Raw genomic sequence first — 15,227 nt, 5'->3', positions numbered from 1 at the left:
GTTACCTTAGTGACGGACAATAATGGCGACAGGTCATGCAATCAGGCCCGCCGGCGTTCAGAAGCGCCATTTTGTAAAAGGCGTTGGTTTTTCCCGGCAAGCGCCTGCGTAATTCCACCGTGCGTAAACTGAGGTAAACCACCGGGTCTTTCAATATAGACGTACAGAGAGGTGAATTCAGCGTCTGATGTTCCCCTCTGAACAGTCTGAACAACGCCTAAAAATGCGGATTTCTCACATACAGATTCTTTATTGAACAAGCTGTTATCTCTATTAAAGGGATCTCGGTGACGGAATGCAAACATTCCCTATTTCTCGCTTTTGAATCGTGCGCTACACGTTTTTTTTCAAACTTTTGTTTAGTATAAAAAACATTTGGTTTCAAACACTAATGTTAAAAACGGCAAAAAAATAGACACTTTATTTTCACAATCGCACATTTGAATCTCGCCTAAACACGCCCATTATGGTGATATAGCGCGAACAAACAGACGATTTTGGGAAGGTTCCGAGCCCTTCCGTCATCGTTTTAACCGCTTAACTGCGTTGAACGAGGATGCTGTAACGCATTATGACTGCTAACCCTTCCCCGATATTGACCTCGTTGCTGGATACCGATGCCTACAAGCTGCATATGCAGCAGGCCGTCTATCATCAGTATTACGATGTTGAGGTGGCGGCAGAGTTCCGCTGCCGCGGTGATGAAAAATTAGGTATTTATGCGAAGGAAATTTCCGCGCAGGTGGAAACGATGGGTAGCCTGGCGCTCAGCAAGGACGAGTTTGACTATCTTTCGGCGTTGCCTTTCTTCAAAAGGGATTACCTGAACTGGCTTAAAACATTTCGCTTCAATCCCCGACAGGTTCAAATCAGCGATCATCAGGGGCGATTAGATATTCGCATCGCGGGTCCATGGCGGGAAGTGATTCTGTGGGAAGTTCCTTTACTGGCGGTCGTTAGCGAAGTCGTCCACCGCGCTCGCTCTCCGCAAGTCGGCGCAAACGAAGCCATCGTTCAGCTACGTCAAACACTTAGTCAGTTCAAGACGACAAGCGCCGGCGTGGATTTGTCGCGTTTCAAGCTAATGGATTTCGGCACACGTCGCCGATTCTCTCGAGATGTGCAATTCAACATCGTGCGCACGCTGAAAGATGAGTTTCCTTACCTGATTGGTTCGAGCAATTACGATCTGGCGCGGAGACTGCAACTGACGCCAGTAGGGACCCAGGCCCATGAATGGTTTCAGGCGCATCAACAAATCAGCCCAACGCTCGAAAATAGCCAACGGGCTGCGCTGGAAGCCTGGCTGCAGGAATATCCCGACCAACTCGGTATTGCGCTGACCGACTGCATCGCCATGGATGCCTTCCTCAGGGATTTCGGCCCTCGCTTTGCGGAAAAATATCAGGGCTTGCGCCATGATTCAGGGGACCCGATCCAGTGGGGCGAAAAGGCGATCGCTCACTATCTCTCACTGGGAATGGATCCGATGGAGAAAACGTTGGTGTTCTCCGACAGCCTGAATATGGGAAAAGCGATCACGCTATACCGCCATTTCCGGCAGCGCATCGATCTTGTCTTTGGCATCGGTACACGTCTCACCTGCGATATTCCGGGAATCACTCCCCTAAACATCGTCATCAAGTTGGTGGAGTGCAACGGTCGACCGGTGGCGAAATTATCCGATAGTCCCGGAAAAACGATTTGCCACGACCCAGCGTTCGTCAGCGCATTGCGTGAAGCCTTTGACTTGCCGCAGGTACGTAAGGCGAGCTGAAACGCCTGCTCCCACCGACCATCGCTTAATCTTTAATCCAGCGACGCCGGAACGCATAAAACTTATTGCATTCCGGTGATTTCTACTTGTGTCCTGCATACCGGCAAGTAACATAGCGATGCTGCCCTGAGCTGGGGCATTTACTGTTTTTCAAAACATATTTTATTCAAAGAGAGAATGTTATGAGCGTAGTGCCTGTAGTCGACGTACTGCAAGGCCGTGTCGCCGTTGACAATGAAGTCACCGTGCGCGGCTGGGTACGTACCCGGAGAGATTCTAAAGCCGGTATTTCCTTTATTGCCGTCTATGACGGTTCCTGCTTTGATTCACTACAGGCCGTAGTTAATAATAATCTTGATAATTATCAGAATGATATTCTGCGCCTGACCACTGGCTGTTCCGTAAAAATTACGGGTAAAGTTGTCCCGTCGCCCGGTCAGGGTCAAAGCTTTGAGCTACAGGCAACCAACGTAAGCGTTGTCGGGTGGGTTGACGATCCGGATACCTATCCTATGGCGGCCAAACGCCACAGCATCGAATACCTGCGTGAAGTGGCTCATCTGCGTCCGCGAACCAACCTCATCGGTGCTGTCGCCCGCGTCCGCAACACGTTGGCTCAGGCCGTTCATCGTTTCTTCCATCAGCAAGGTTACAACTGGGTTTCCACCCCATTGATCACTGCCTCCGATACCGAAGGTGCCGGCGAAATGTTCCGCGTGTCTACGTTGGATCTGGAAAACCTTCCGCGTACCGAGCAAGGGAAAGTTGATTTCAACGAAGATTTCTTCGGTAAAGAAGCTTTTCTGACCGTATCTGGCCAGTTAAACGGCGAAGCCTACGCATGCGCGCTTTCCAAAATCTATACCTTCGGCCCCACCTTCCGTGCTGAAAACTCCAATACCAGCCGTCATCTGGCTGAATTCTGGATGATCGAGCCCGAAGTCGCTTTTGCCGATCTGGAAGACGCGGCTAAGCTAGCCGAAGATCTGTTGAAGTTTGTGTTTAAGGCCGTTCTGGAAGAACGCGCGGACGATATGGCGTTTTTCGCTCAGCGTGTAGATAAAGATGCGTTGACTCGTCTGGAGAAATTTATTCACGCCGATTTCTCGCAGGTGGACTACACCGACGCGATCACCATTCTGGAAAACTGCAGCGAAAAATTCGAAAACCCGGTGTCCTGGGGAATTGATCTGTCTTCAGAGCATGAGCGGTATCTGGCTGAAAAACATTTCAAAGCGCCTGTGGTCGTGAAAAATTACCCGAAAGATATCAAAGCATTCTATATGCGCATAAATGATGACGGTAAAACAGTTGCGGCGATGGATGTTTTAGCGCCCGGTATCGGTGAAATTATCGGGGGTTCTCAGCGTGAAGAACGTCTTGATCACCTTGACCGTCGCCTGGAAGAAATGGGATTGAATAAAGAAGACTACGGTTGGTACCGCGATCTGCGCCGTTACGGTACGGTCCCTCACTCCGGTTTCGGCCTCGGCTTCGAACGTTTGGTTGCTTATGTGACCGGTGTTCAAAACGTGCGAGATGTCATTCCGTTCCCGCGCACTCCACGTAATGCCAGCTTTTAATAAAAAATTAATATAAGTAAAACAGATATCTAGCATAACGAAGGGGCCAATTACAACGGCCCCTTCGTTTATTTTGTTTTCATGTAAAAAGTTCAGCGTTTTTTACATTTAGCAATACAAATTTTCCAATAGTTACCTGATTACGAAGTTAGTATCATTTTTAGGGTAGCTTAACGCCCTATCGAATGGAAAACTGCGTGCAGACACATGAAGACACCGCTAGTACCACGAAAGTTCCTTAATAATTTTTTCGTGGTAATGGTAGGTGTCCAATAACACCAATGAGGGTATCAATGATGAAGCGCAATTTTCTTGCAGTGGTAATCCCGGCTCTGTTGGCTGCAGGCGCAGCAAATGCAGCTGAAGTCTACAATAAAGACGGCAACAAGCTGGATCTTTACGGCAAAGTTGTTGGCCTGCACTACTTCTCCGATGACTCAAGCAATGATGGCGACCAAACCTATACTCGTCTTGGCATCAAAGGTGAAACTCAGATCAGTAACGAACTGACCGGTTACGGTCGTTTCGAATACCAATTCGATGCTTCAGGCTCTGAAGACCAGAATGCGTCTGCCAGCAAAACGCGCTACGCTTACGCTGGCTTAAAATTCGCCGACTACGGTTCATTCGACTATGGTCGTAACTTGGGCATCGCCTACGACGGTATCTCTTACACCGACGTATTCCCTGAGTGGGGCGGCGACAGTTCATACACCGACAGCATCACGGGTCGTAGCTCTGGCGTAGCGACCTACCGCAACAAAAACTTCTTTGGTCTGGTCGATGGCTGGGATTTCGCCGTTCAGTATCAGGGCAAAAACGAAGGCGATCGTGTTGTAAAACGTCAGAATGGCGACGGCTGGGGTGCATCGACTTCCTACACCTCACCGATCGGCGTGGGCGTAATCGCTTCTTATGAAGCCGTTGATCGCACTACCGCTCAATCAAATGACGGTCATGGTGACCGCGCTGAAGTTTGGGCTACAGGTCTGAAATATGACGCTAACAGCCTTTACCTAGCGGCTACCTACGGTGAATACCGTAATCTGACCTTCATTGGCAATGGCCTTACCGCTACTACCACCACAGCAGACAAAACCAAAGTCTTTGAAGCTGTTGCTCAGTACACCTTTGATTTCGGTCTGACTCCGTCTCTGGGTTACGTTTCTGCTAAGGCAAAAGACGACACTAACGGCAACAACGACTATGTCACCAAATACGTTAGTCTGGGTGCCAACTACGCGTTCAACAAAAACATGTCTGTCTACACTGAATACGACATCAACCTGTTGGATGACGACAATGCATACGCTCTCGCTAACGATGACCGCGTAGCGCTGGGTGTTGTATACCAGTTCTAATTTGAGTAAAGCTTATCTGCCTTTTTTGATAGTTTAGTTAATAAGCCAGGTATAGATTACACGCCAGCCGGCATATCCGGCTGGCGTTTTAGTTTGTCTTACGGCGAACCTTCTGTTCGTCTACCCATGTTATTGCTTCCCTAATAATGTCATTTCTTTGATGCAAACGGTTGGCAAAGCCTGATGCTAGCGTTAACCTGCTATCTCTCTTGCTTAAATTCAGTCACGGAACTACTGCGCAATGTTTGAAAAAATTTCTGCTGCTCCAGCCGACCCTATTCTTGGGCTGGCCGATCTCTTTCACACTGACGAGCGTCCTCATAAAATCAATCTGGGTATCGGTGTTTATAAGGATGAAACCGGAAAAACACCTGTATTAACCAGTGTAAAAAAAGCAGAACAGTATTTGCTTGAAAATGAAGTCAGCAAAAGCTATCTCAGCATCGATGGCTTACCGGAATTTTCACTCCGTACCCAAGAGTTGCTGTTCGGCAAAGATAACGACATCATTATGAATAAGCGCGCACGGACAGCCCAAACACCTGGTGGCACCGGTGCTCTGCGTATTGCGGCAGATTTTATTGCACATAACACCACGGCTAAACGTATTTGGATTAGTAATCCAACCTGGCCTAACCACAGAAACGTCTTTGCTGCTGTAGGGCTGGAAGTCTGTGATTACGATTACTACGACGCCACCGAGCATAAACTGGACTTCGATGGTATGGTCGCAAGTCTTAATGCCGCTCAGACAGGCGATATCGTTTTATTCCACGGCTGCTGTCATAACCCCACGGGGATTGATCCTACGTTAGAACAATGGGCTCAATTGGCTTCCCTGTCACAGCAGAAAGGCTGGTTACCCCTATTTGATTTCGCCTACCAGGGATTCGCAAACGGTTTGGATGAAGATGCTCAGGGCCTGCGAACTTTCGCCGCCAACCATCAGGAGCTGTTGGTCGCAAGCTCTTACTCCAAAAACTTCGGTCTGTACAACGAGCGTGTGGGTGCCTGCACGTTGATTGCAGCGGACAGTGCCATTGCCGATACCGCATTTAGTCAGGTAAAAGCAGCGATTCGCGCAAACTACTCTAACCCGCCTTCTCACGGAGCTGCTGTAGTAGCGACGATTTTGTCTAACGATGTACTGCGGGGAATTTGGGAGCAGGAACTGACGGCGATGCGCGAACGTATTCAACGTATGCGTCAGCTGTTTGTGAATACCCTTCAAGAAAAAGGCGCGCACCAGGATTTCTCTTTCATTATCCAGCAGAACGGCATGTTCTCATTTAGTGGGCTCAACAAAGATCAGGTCATACGCCTGCGCGATGAATTCGGCATTTATGCCGTCAATTCCGGCCGTGTTAACGTGGCAGGTATGACACCTGAAAATATGGCTCCGCTGTGTGAGGCTATTGTTGCCGTATTATAAAACGTGAATAGATAAGCAAGAAAAAGCCAGTCCGGTTAGTGCCGGCCTGGCTTTTTTTAGCTCACCTGAGTCCAAAAGGAGTAACTGGCTTTTTACCCGACAGTGACTCCCTGTAAAAAAGGGTTAGTCCGGCGTTCTTCACCGAAAGTCGACATCGGACCATGCCCGGGAATAAAAGCGACATCGTCACCAAGCGGCAACAGCTTCGCGGTAATTGACTGAATCAGCGCCTCATGATTTCCCTGAGGGAAGTCGCTGCGACCCACGCCTCCGTTGAAGATCACATCGCCGGAAATAGCCAACTGGTCAGACTCGCTGAAATAGACAATGTGGCCCGGCGTGTGACCTGGGCAATGCAAAACTGAAAGCTGCACTTCACCGATAGCAATCGTATCGCCCTCATCCAGCCATTCATCGGGCGTCAGGGGCTGGCAATCATCTAGACCGAACATCCGACTTTGCGCCGGTAGACCATCCAGCCAAAATGCATCGGCACGCTGTGGTCCTTTAATAGGCACCTGATAATAGTCGGCAAGCTCTGATGCCGCGCCGACATGGTCCAAATGACCATGGGTCAACAGGATTTGCTTAACCGTCACACCGAATTGAGCCACGACTTGCTTTAACTTTTCCGCTTCACCGCCGGGATCGACTATAGCGGCTTCACCACTTACTTCAGTCCACAACAGGGTGCAGTTTTGGCTAAATGCCGTAACAGGGATAATTTGATATTTCATATCGCTCCGCTTTCGCCTTCACAGCCAGTGATACTTCAACGTGATCGTGTTGTTTTCTATGTCTTACCAGGTACGCGCAGGACCGGTATCAATATGTACGAAGTTGCTCCGTGGGTAGTATCCGACACCGCCAGCTCGCATCTTGACAGCGGCTTTGCGGATATTTGCCAGTTGTACGCCTTCAATATGAAAATCCATCGCTTTACCCTGCGTATGGAAACTTTGTTTGGCGACGCCACGGCTGTGGGACCGAAGATCTTCATTCGTGCCACGCGAGCGATAACCCGAAATTAGCTGCACGGGTTTATTATTTCCCAGCATGACCTGTAGTCGATATAACTGATCGAAAAGTCGTGGGTCGATGTTTCTGATTTTATTGGCACGATAATCACGAAAAAAATAATCTAATCGTGTCAGCTCTTCTTTTATATAGCGTCGCCCATCAAAAAACTCTGCTTTTAGGCGTTCGCCAGTATTGAGATTATTGAGCGTTAATATTCGAGGACGTGCGGTTGATAATGAGGCGAACGACTTAACAGGAAGCAGGGCTATACCCAAAGCAGCCCCTCCGAGCGTCAACCATTTCCGACGATGGTTATCGATGTGTTCCATATAGCAATATTACCCAGGCTAATAATCGGTGAGGGGGCACAAAACGCGCACCGTTTGAACCTTATCCGTCGAGACTCGCTGAGTCAACCCGCGCGGCAGGACGTTGTTATGAACGTTCTTCCCTTGCACAGGCTGACACAGCCGTAACTCACGGAAATTCTTGCCTACTGCAGTAATAACCCGACTTTAGACAGCGTGGTTTCACCGGTTTTTGACCGTCCATCATAATTGTAAATATCTGTACGATATTGGGCTTTACCATCCTCTGCGACCCAGGCCGTCAAATAGTATAAACTGACCGGAATGCGCTTACGCATGGAGACATAAGTCGTATTACCCTCTTCCACCGTGGAAGAAACTCGCGCACTGTTCCAGCCCGCATCTCGCAACAGCAACCCGGCCAACTCGGCGGCCTTATTGACTCGCACGCAGCCCGAGCTCAGTGCCCGGATATCTTTATGGAACAGATTATGATTCGGAGTATCGTGCAAATAGATAGCTTCGGAATTCGGCATATTAAATTTATAGCGCCCCAAGGAGTTGGTGCTTCCCGGTGCCTGACGAAGGCGATAAGGGAACCGCTCAGCCGACACCTGAGACCAATCAATCATGGAAGGATCGATCGGCTGGGCGTTCTCACTCCAGTCAGACAACAACGTATAACCATGACGCTGTAAATAACCCGGATCCATAATCACTTTGGGAATGATGTCCTGACGGATCAGCGTCGTCGGTACGTTCCAAGGTGGATTGACAACCACGTTGACTAATGCGCTGCTCATCATCGGGGTTTTACGTTTTGGCTGCCCGACAATCACTCGGGAGGATAAAATTTCGGCGCCATTCTCATAGTAAGTTAGCGAAAAGTTGGGAATGTTGACCAAAATACCGGTCGATACATTGTCGGGAATTAAACGCAGCCGCTGAATATTGAGCGCAAGCAACGTTGCTCGCATCTGCGACGACACATTCAGCCAGTCTTTGGTCCGTTTCCCAATCGCGCCATCATCTTGCAAACCGTGCCAATGCTGGAAACGCTTAACGGCATTCACCAATTCCCCCGTATAGACGTTCGATGCTTTCGCTGGCGTTGAACTAGCACTGCCATCGTTCGAAGGAGATTCATTGAACAGCGGCAACGTGGTTGCATTCGACGTCAGCATCCCGGTACGTTGCAAAATCTCCTGTAAAACCGCCAACTCGCTGCTTTGATCGCCCGGACGCAGTGTTCCAGCAAGCTGCAATCTCGGCCATGGGCGATTATCCAGCAAGATCGCTTTCAATGCTTCATGCATCTTCACATACTGGGAGTGCCTCGGCGCCAGGGTGGCGACAAACGCCGCGCTGCGGCCTTCTTTAACCGCATTTTGCCATTCGGTAATCAGGCCTGACGGAGGCAAAGATAGCGTATAGGGCACATTGGCGTACAACCAGTTGCTCCCGTTTTTTTCTACACCTGAGACAAATTGCAGATAGCCCAGCATCGCATCGGACAGTACCCTGTCCCGCGCCAATCCGGTCAGCGTGGGATCGGTCAACCAGGTAACCCATGTAGTGAACTGTGGCTGAATACCTGCTAGCGCAAGCTCGGCTAGTTGTTGCTGGAATGCATTAACTGCTCGACTATCCGACCACATAGGCTGCTCAGCCATTTGCGCATACAGCCCGCGCAGCGCAGCGTCATAATGCAGCGCCATGCCCGCGGGCAACGGCTCCCGCAGACCGGCGGCAACAGGTGCAGCGGTGGATATTGGCGTCGTCGTCCCTGACGGCATGGTTTGCGTGGCGGCCTGAGCTGAAAACGCAAGCAGTCCGCCAAGCCAGAGTACGCCTCTCGTTATGCCCAGTTGCAGCCCTTGCGTTTTTCTTTTCGCTAACAACATCCAATGATCCCCTGTTTTTACCTTGCCGAATTCAGTACTCGCCCTTGCCTCAGGATAATAAGGATTTTTGCATATTGCGGAAAATCGCTGTGCTTCGTTGAAATGAAACCAGTCTGATAAACTGAGCGGGTATGAATTCAGATTGCTTTAAACGCTAGTATATAAACAGAAAATAATTTTTGCTCCAGGCAGGATGAACTTATTTTGCAGAAACTTGCCATTTCAGCGGGAATGCGCTCACAAAATAACCTGGTCGACATCAGATTATCGTGCGTCCCGCATCCACCATGAAAATGCCACGCTTCCAAGGCGCAGATTCATAATGATGAATGACCCAACCATTTAGCTGGAGCAGGAAATTTGCAGATGTTTTCCCCATTCGGGAGGGGGCGCAGAAAGTTCGGCCAAATCCGGCTGTGTCTCGAAAGGATGGCTGATAGCCAGGTGTAGCCGCGACAACGCGCTGATATCATCCTGCTCAGCACCTTCAATGGCTTGTTGCGCCAGATAGTTACGCAATATGTAAGTCGGATTCACTTTCTGCATGCTCTTGCGCCGGAGACACTCGTCATCGGGCTCCAATGACAACCGGTGTCGATAAGCGGCAAACCAGCGATCGAATGCTGCGCGATCGATAAATTCATCGCGCAGCGGCGAGCGCTCATTGTGTACTTCCGTTTCACACAGCAGCAGGAAAGTCCGGTTGTAGTCGGCTTTTTCCTGATGCAGGAGGCGGAATAATCCCGTCAGGATGTCATTATCCGCGTGGTTTGAAGATGAGAAGCCCAGTTTAGCCCGCATCAGCTCGCCGTACCGTTGCATTAATATTGGCGCGTAGCGATCTAGCGCTGACTGCAACGACTCGGGCGGCATCAGTCCGGAGAGCGACTGAGCCAACCGATGCAAATTCCACTGTGCCGCCGCCGGCTGATTATCAAAAGAGTAACGCCCCTGATAGTCGGAGTGATTACAGATAAAATGGGGATCGTAATCGTCCAGAAAGCCGAACGGACCGTAGTCAATCGTCATCCCTAGAATGGACATGTTATCGGTATTCATTACGCCATGCGCAAAGCCAACCGACTGCCAGTGCGCAATGAGACGCGCGGTGCGCTCCACCACATCGGTAAACCACAGGAGATATTTGTCGGATTCCTGGTGCCACTGCGGCCAATGGTGCTCAATGACAAAATCGGCTAACTGACGCACTTTCTCCGGTTCGCGACGATAATAGAAGTGCTCAAAATGGCCGAATCGCACATGACTTTCCGCGATGCGCAAAAGCATGGCGCCCCGCTCTTCCGTTTCACGTTGCACCGCTTGTTCACTGGTGGTGATGGTCAGCGCACGAGTTGTCGGGATCCCCAAAGCATGTATTGCCTCGGAGGCCAAAAACTCGCGGATTACAGAACGCAATACGGCACGCCCGTCTCCCTGACGTGAATAAGGTGTTTTCCCCGCGCCCTTGAGATGCCAGTCCAGGTTACGTCCATCGGCTAACTGCTGCTCGCCCAATAAAATTCCGCGACCATCCCCTAATTGACCGGCCCAAACGCCAAACTGGTGCCCACTGTAAACGTGAGCAATAGGCTGCATTCCCGGCAGGCGCTTTTCACCGCACCAAATAGGACTGTTCTCAGGAGTAAACCAGTCAGCAGACAATCCCAGTTCGTTGGCGAGCGCGTCGCTGTGGTAAAGCAACCTGCCCCCTCGCAACGGGGAAGGTTCCACCTGGGTATAAAAACCGGGCAGTTGCTGATGATAACGATTATTGAATTTAGGGGGGTACGGCATCGTCTAATCCTCTCTTCACCGCAGTGTAGAGCGGTGTTAAAGGAATTAACACCGAGTAAAGATAAGGATATTAATGGCCGAAAAAAGCAAATTACTCGATAGATTTAACCGTAGCACACCGCAACAGGCAATTTCTGATCCAGCTGTTCTAACGGCACCGCAGGCCACAGCTGCCCCTGAACACCTCTGATGTCCAGATCGTAAGATTTCTCAAGCAGCGCTGGGGTATCAATTCCCTGAGCAATCACCATCATCCCGGGATTATGCTTTTTGATGACGTTCAGCATAGGGTTGATCATGGACACGTCCGTCGGACGGGTTAATAAGCGCTGAACGAAACGAGCATCCAATTTTACATGGCGAAATAAACCATCATAGAATGGTTTCAAATTGGTTTTTCCCGATCCGAAATTATCCAGCCACAAATTAAATGATTTACTCAGCGCAAAAATATTAGGATTTTCCTTACCTTCGTTGAGGTTAGGATAAATCTCATTAATTTCGAGTTGGATAAAAGAATGCTCTTTGAGCGTCATTTTAATTTTTTCATCTCGAATGACTAATTCAGACAACGCACGATCAATCTTAAGCAAAACCATCACCTGATTATCTCGAAACCAAGATGCTTTACTTCTGATAATAAGAAGTTGTTCTTTAAATAAGGCGACTTTCTGCGATCTGTCGAGCAGACTCAGCAAGATAGTCTGAGGCATAACCAGATTGCCGGCGGGGCTGTGGAAGCGGCCGGTCATTTCCACGGCCAGCAGCCGGGCATCTAAGCTATAGACCGGGGAAAATAGGTAGTTGCTGATATACTCCACATCAAGCTGGATACGCATAGTGTTTTAGCCAGAATCAGATAATGTGAAAACTCCCCCGAACAGAGACGCGAGACGTCACACGTTTCTATTCACCACAACTCAATCAGTCATTATTAATCAATTGATTGTTTGTAATATATTAATCATAAAACTAATAAATTAAGACATTTTATATGTCGTGCGAATGTGATGGTCGTAATAATAACTATGCAGGATAAAAACAGAATAATAAACGTCCTGCAGATACTCTATAATGCGCCGCCAAGAGAACACAATTCGTTTTTCACTTTTCAGACAAACCCCCAATAAGCGTTGCAGTTCATTAACAAACATTTTCAATTGCCGAACATTGACAATACAACGCCTACGGCGCATCACGAATATGCAACCGGCCGTTTTAACTTGCTTTATTTCTTAATTTCAATCCGGATTTAATCCATCATGAGGCCCCTGCCGGCTTCATGTTGATGCGTTGGCTCAAACAAAAGCTGACACTGCCTAACACCTGTCAGATCCTCCGCGCCTGCCAATAGGCCCGTTTCCAGTAAACATTGTTAAGGGATGAACGAATGACGCCTTTACTGGTAGAAGCATGAATAAACTGTTTATTGGCATCATAAATACCCACATGCATACCCCTGTTACCACTTCCGGTTTTGAAGAACACCAGATCGCCCGGCAACAGCTCTTCTTTGTCGATTCGCGTACCGACTTCTACCTGTTCTTCCGTTGAACGCGGCAACTGCAAACCAAACTTGTCCCGGAATGTCAGATAGACAAAACCAGAACAATCAACACCACGGCGGTCAAGTCCCCCGTACCGGTATGGTGTTCCACGCCATTCGGCCAGTTGCTGGTGTAACTGTGCCTTGACCTCACGGGGGTCGGTCAAACGATCGTTAGGCTGCGGCGCATGATAGCTGCAACCAGAGAGGGCCATGAGGACCGCTGCCAACACTATAAATTTCCAACGCAACACGTACATACGTTCACTCACGTTCGGGAAGCTAATTGACCTGCCATACGCGCTATCGATGGCCTTTATCAGAGCATTATAATGTTTTTTATTTTCGGCAATGGCTGAAATACGCTATCAATCATTGCTTTTGCCCTATGATGACACGCCCATGATGTAACAATAACGAAACAAAACAGTATCGCCGCTATCTTTGTCACAAGAAAAAAACGCCTACTCGTAATATAGGTTCTGAAACGGCTATTACCCCCGCCACCGTATTAAAAATCGCATTCACGCACAAAAACCAGCAAACGCTGAAAAACGGCGAGAAAAAAGGCTCATGTAGAGCATGAACCTTGGCATTAACCCGATTATTCAATTAAACGCCCCCTCGATAAAGCCGAAGATCACGTCAGACGTTCGTCCTTACGCTCACGGTGAGGCGTTAGGTTTAAAACGAGATGCTGATATGCGCAAGCAGCCAACGGCGGACAAAATCCGGAACCACCTGGCTGGCAGGGCCATAAATGTTCTCATCGAAATGACTTTCAACCTGGCTCGGCTCAAGATTGAGCTCAACCGTATGCGCCCCATGCTGATGCGCTTCGTAAACAAATCCGGCAGCAGGATAAACATTGCCCGATGTGCCAATGGCAATAAAGAAATCCGCTTCAGTCAGTGCCTGATAAATGCGGTCCATTTCCAGCGGCATCTCGCCAAACCAGACAATGTGCGGACGTAGTCGCGCCGGAATTTCACAGCATGTGCACCTTTCGTCTTCGCCGACGTCTCCGTCACGTTCGAATACCTGCCCGCTCCGATCGCAACGTACCTTATGCAGCTCGCCGTGCATATGCACCACGCGCTGGCTGCCGGCCCGTTCATGCAAATCATCGATGTTCTGCGTAACCAGCAAAAAGTCGTCGCCCAGAATATCTTCCCACTGCGCCAGCGCCAGGTGGGCTTCGTTCGGGGCAATATCCGGCTGCGTCAGTTGACGGCGTCGGTCATTGTAAAAACGCTGAACCATAGCGGGATCCCGCAAGAACCCTTCCGGCGTCGCCACATCTTCGACCCGATGCTCTTCCCACAGCCCGTCGGCAGCACGAAAAGTACGAATGCCGGATTCAGCGGAAATACCCGCTCCGGTGAGCACCACCACACGAGGTTTTTTCACGTGTTTTACCGCCAGATAATCGATGTGAAAAATACGCGCACGCAAACGCTGATGACGCATACGCTTCCCCTGACGAAAACGGCCTAAACGCCGATGCGAATGCATGTTTGCTCCTTAAAACTCCAGTAAGTTTAGCAAAGCCGCTCCCCGAACACCGCCCGCGTCCCCATAGCGCGCCTTTTCGAGCGAAGGCAAACATGCTGTAGGCAGCAGGAAGTCAGGTAAATAACGCGGCAATAATGAATAAATAGCGTCGAAATTAGAAAGGCCACCGCCCAGCACCAGCACAGAGGGGTCGAGCAATGTCAGCAGGCTTCCCAGACAGGCGGCCAGAAGCCTGATGTAGCGCTCGACGTGGGACTGGGCCTGCTTATCGCCGGCGTAATAACGCTGAATGATAGCGGTCGCGGGCAGTGGCTGAGCATAGTCATGCTGATAGAGCCACTCGAAGCCCCGGCCTGAAATATAGTTTTCCACACACCCTTTCCGGCCGCATCCGCAGGGTGCTTGGCACAGTTCAGCGCCGAGAATATCCCACGCATCTACCGGCAAGCGGGTGTGGCCGAACTCGCCGGTGATGCCGTTAGCGCCGTTAACCGGACGGCCATTGACGATCAGGCCGCCGCCCACTCCGGTTCCCAAAATAAGGCCGAAGATGACCGGACAAAGACGGAAGTCAGGATGGTGTGCTTCAGAAAGGGCAAAACAGTTGGCGTCGTTGCTGATGCGGATTTCTCGTTGCAACAAACGGGTAAGATCCTGATGCAATGGTCGTCCCATCGCAGAGGGCAGATTAGCGGTGAACAGCGCCCCAGCCTTCCGCTCGTACAAACCGGGTACGCCGATGCCGATGGAACCAAGGCTTCCGTCCACCGTATCGGCTTCTTCGGTCAGTTGCTTCAGCGTCGTCAGCAGTTGACCATAGTCATCGCGCGGCGTCGCCACGCGCTTTTGCCATACCGGCCGCCAGTCGGCGTCAAACACACCGACTTCTATTTTGGTGCCGCCGATGTCGAACCCGTAATACATACCCTACTCCCGTCACTCCCGCTGGCTCAGGATTTGACGCTAGCGTACCTGAGCCGTGAACGT

General features: G+C 50.0%; 13 protein-coding genes. 4 read left to right on the top strand and 9 right to left on the bottom strand.

The annotated features are described in order from the left end of the window. Nucleotides 1–41 precede the first annotated feature (41 nt). Entirely contained in the window at nt 42–305 is a 264-nt protein-coding gene (locus tag I6N93_RS06825) for a hypothetical protein (RefSeq protein ID WP_139829903.1), read from the bottom strand. A gap of 266 nt (nt 306–571) precedes the next feature. Between I6N93_RS06825 and pncB the strand changes: the two genes are divergently transcribed. The 4 genes from pncB (at nt 572) to I6N93_RS06805 (ending at nt 6,153) form a co-directional block, all read left to right on the top strand. Next, nucleotides 572–1,777 carry a nicotinate phosphoribosyltransferase gene (gene pncB / locus I6N93_RS06820; protein WP_085684461.1) on the top strand — a complete coding sequence of 402 codons (1,206 nt, stop codon included), beginning with the start codon at nt 572–574 and terminating at the stop codon, nt 1,775–1,777. 182 nt (nt 1,778–1,959) lie between these two features. Next, nucleotides 1,960–3,360, top strand: a complete 1,401-nt coding sequence (gene asnS / locus I6N93_RS06815) for an asparagine--tRNA ligase (protein WP_085684463.1) — start codon at nt 1,960–1,962, stop codon at nt 3,358–3,360. A gap of 293 nt (nt 3,361–3,653) precedes the next feature. Then, complete coding sequence (locus tag I6N93_RS06810; RefSeq protein ID WP_085684465.1) at nt 3,654–4,721, top strand: porin; 1,068 nt, start codon at nt 3,654–3,656, stop codon at nt 4,719–4,721. A gap of 241 nt (nt 4,722–4,962) precedes the next feature. Further along, nucleotides 4,963–6,153 carry an amino acid aminotransferase gene (locus I6N93_RS06805; protein ID WP_085684467.1) on the top strand — a complete coding sequence of 397 codons (1,191 nt, stop codon included), beginning with the start codon at nt 4,963–4,965 and terminating at the stop codon, nt 6,151–6,153. Nucleotides 6,154–6,245: 92 nt separating this feature from the next. Here I6N93_RS06805 and I6N93_RS06800 read toward each other — a convergent pair whose 3' ends face one another. The 8 genes from I6N93_RS06800 to nagK form a co-directional block, all read right to left on the bottom strand. Continuing rightward, nucleotides 6,246–6,890 (bottom strand): MBL fold metallo-hydrolase, encoded by a 645-nt coding sequence (locus tag I6N93_RS06800; protein WP_085684469.1) that lies wholly within the window; start codon nt 6,888–6,890, stop codon nt 6,246–6,248. A gap of 63 nt (nt 6,891–6,953) precedes the next feature. Continuing rightward, nucleotides 6,954–7,502, bottom strand: a complete 549-nt coding sequence (locus tag I6N93_RS06795; protein ID WP_085684471.1) for a YcbK family protein — start codon at nt 7,500–7,502, stop codon at nt 6,954–6,956. Nucleotides 7,503–7,666: 164 nt separating this feature from the next. Then, complete coding sequence (gene ldtD, locus I6N93_RS06790; protein WP_085684473.1) at nt 7,667–9,385, bottom strand: L,D-transpeptidase; 1,719 nt, start codon at nt 9,383–9,385, stop codon at nt 7,667–7,669. A 342-nt stretch (nt 9,386–9,727) separates the two neighbouring features. Further along, nucleotides 9,728–11,179 carry a protein adenylyltransferase SelO gene (locus tag I6N93_RS06785; protein WP_085684475.1) on the bottom strand — a complete coding sequence of 484 codons (1,452 nt, stop codon included), beginning with the start codon at nt 11,177–11,179 and terminating at the stop codon, nt 9,728–9,730. A 104-nt stretch (nt 11,180–11,283) separates the two neighbouring features. Continuing rightward, on the bottom strand, nt 11,284–12,018 hold the full coding sequence (locus I6N93_RS06780) for an EAL domain-containing protein (protein WP_085684477.1): 735 nt from the start codon (nt 12,016–12,018) through the stop codon (nt 11,284–11,286). A gap of 490 nt (nt 12,019–12,508) precedes the next feature. Next, on the bottom strand, nt 12,509–12,985 hold the full coding sequence (locus I6N93_RS06775) for an NlpC/P60 family protein (protein WP_373853835.1): 477 nt from the start codon (nt 12,983–12,985) through the stop codon (nt 12,509–12,511). A gap of 424 nt (nt 12,986–13,409) precedes the next feature. Beyond that, complete coding sequence (gene cobB, locus I6N93_RS06770; RefSeq protein ID WP_085684479.1) at nt 13,410–14,240, bottom strand: Sir2 family NAD+-dependent deacetylase; 831 nt, start codon at nt 14,238–14,240, stop codon at nt 13,410–13,412. Between the two features lie 9 nt (nt 14,241–14,249). After that, nucleotides 14,250–15,164, bottom strand: a complete 915-nt coding sequence (gene nagK / locus I6N93_RS06765) for an N-acetylglucosamine kinase (protein ID WP_085684481.1) — start codon at nt 15,162–15,164, stop codon at nt 14,250–14,252. Nucleotides 15,165–15,227: the final 63 nt, after the last annotated feature.

This window comes from Lonsdalea populi (assembly GCF_015999465.1).
Classification (GTDB): domain Bacteria; phylum Pseudomonadota; class Gammaproteobacteria; order Enterobacterales; family Enterobacteriaceae; genus Lonsdalea; species Lonsdalea populi.
The sequence above is the reverse complement of the archived record's forward strand: the minus strand, read 5'-3'. Positions and strand labels throughout refer to the sequence as shown.

What these genes read in the sequence shown, in the direction of transcription:
- I6N93_RS06825 (WP_139829903.1), bottom strand. Translation starts at nt 305, where the DNA reads ATGTTTGCATTCCGTCACCGAGATCCCTTTAATAGAGATAACAGCTTG.
- pncB (WP_085684461.1), top strand. Translation starts at nt 572, where the DNA reads ATGACTGCTAACCCTTCCCCGATATTGACCTCGTTGCTGGATACCGAT.
- I6N93_RS06785 (WP_085684475.1), bottom strand. Translation starts at nt 11,179, where the DNA reads ATGCCGTACCCCCCTAAATTCAATAATCGTTATCATCAGCAACTGCCC.
- I6N93_RS06780 (WP_085684477.1), bottom strand. Translation starts at nt 12,018, where the DNA reads ATGCGTATCCAGCTTGATGTGGAGTATATCAGCAACTACCTATTTTCC.
- asnS (WP_085684463.1), top strand. Translation starts at nt 1,960, where the DNA reads ATGAGCGTAGTGCCTGTAGTCGACGTACTGCAAGGCCGTGTCGCCGTT.
- I6N93_RS06810 (WP_085684465.1), top strand. Translation starts at nt 3,654, where the DNA reads ATGATGAAGCGCAATTTTCTTGCAGTGGTAATCCCGGCTCTGTTGGCT.
- I6N93_RS06775 (WP_373853835.1), bottom strand. Translation starts at nt 12,985, where the DNA reads ATGTACGTGTTGCGTTGGAAATTTATAGTGTTGGCAGCGGTCCTCATG.
- cobB (WP_085684479.1), bottom strand. Translation starts at nt 14,240, where the DNA reads ATGCATTCGCATCGGCGTTTAGGCCGTTTTCGTCAGGGGAAGCGTATG.
- ldtD (WP_085684473.1), bottom strand. Translation starts at nt 9,385, where the DNA reads ATGTTGTTAGCGAAAAGAAAAACGCAAGGGCTGCAACTGGGCATAACG.
- I6N93_RS06800 (WP_085684469.1), bottom strand. Translation starts at nt 6,890, where the DNA reads ATGAAATATCAAATTATCCCTGTTACGGCATTTAGCCAAAACTGCACC.
- nagK (WP_085684481.1), bottom strand. Translation starts at nt 15,164, where the DNA reads ATGTATTACGGGTTCGACATCGGCGGCACCAAAATAGAAGTCGGTGTG.
- I6N93_RS06805 (WP_085684467.1), top strand. Translation starts at nt 4,963, where the DNA reads ATGTTTGAAAAAATTTCTGCTGCTCCAGCCGACCCTATTCTTGGGCTG.
- I6N93_RS06795 (WP_085684471.1), bottom strand. Translation starts at nt 7,502, where the DNA reads ATGGAACACATCGATAACCATCGTCGGAAATGGTTGACGCTCGGAGGG.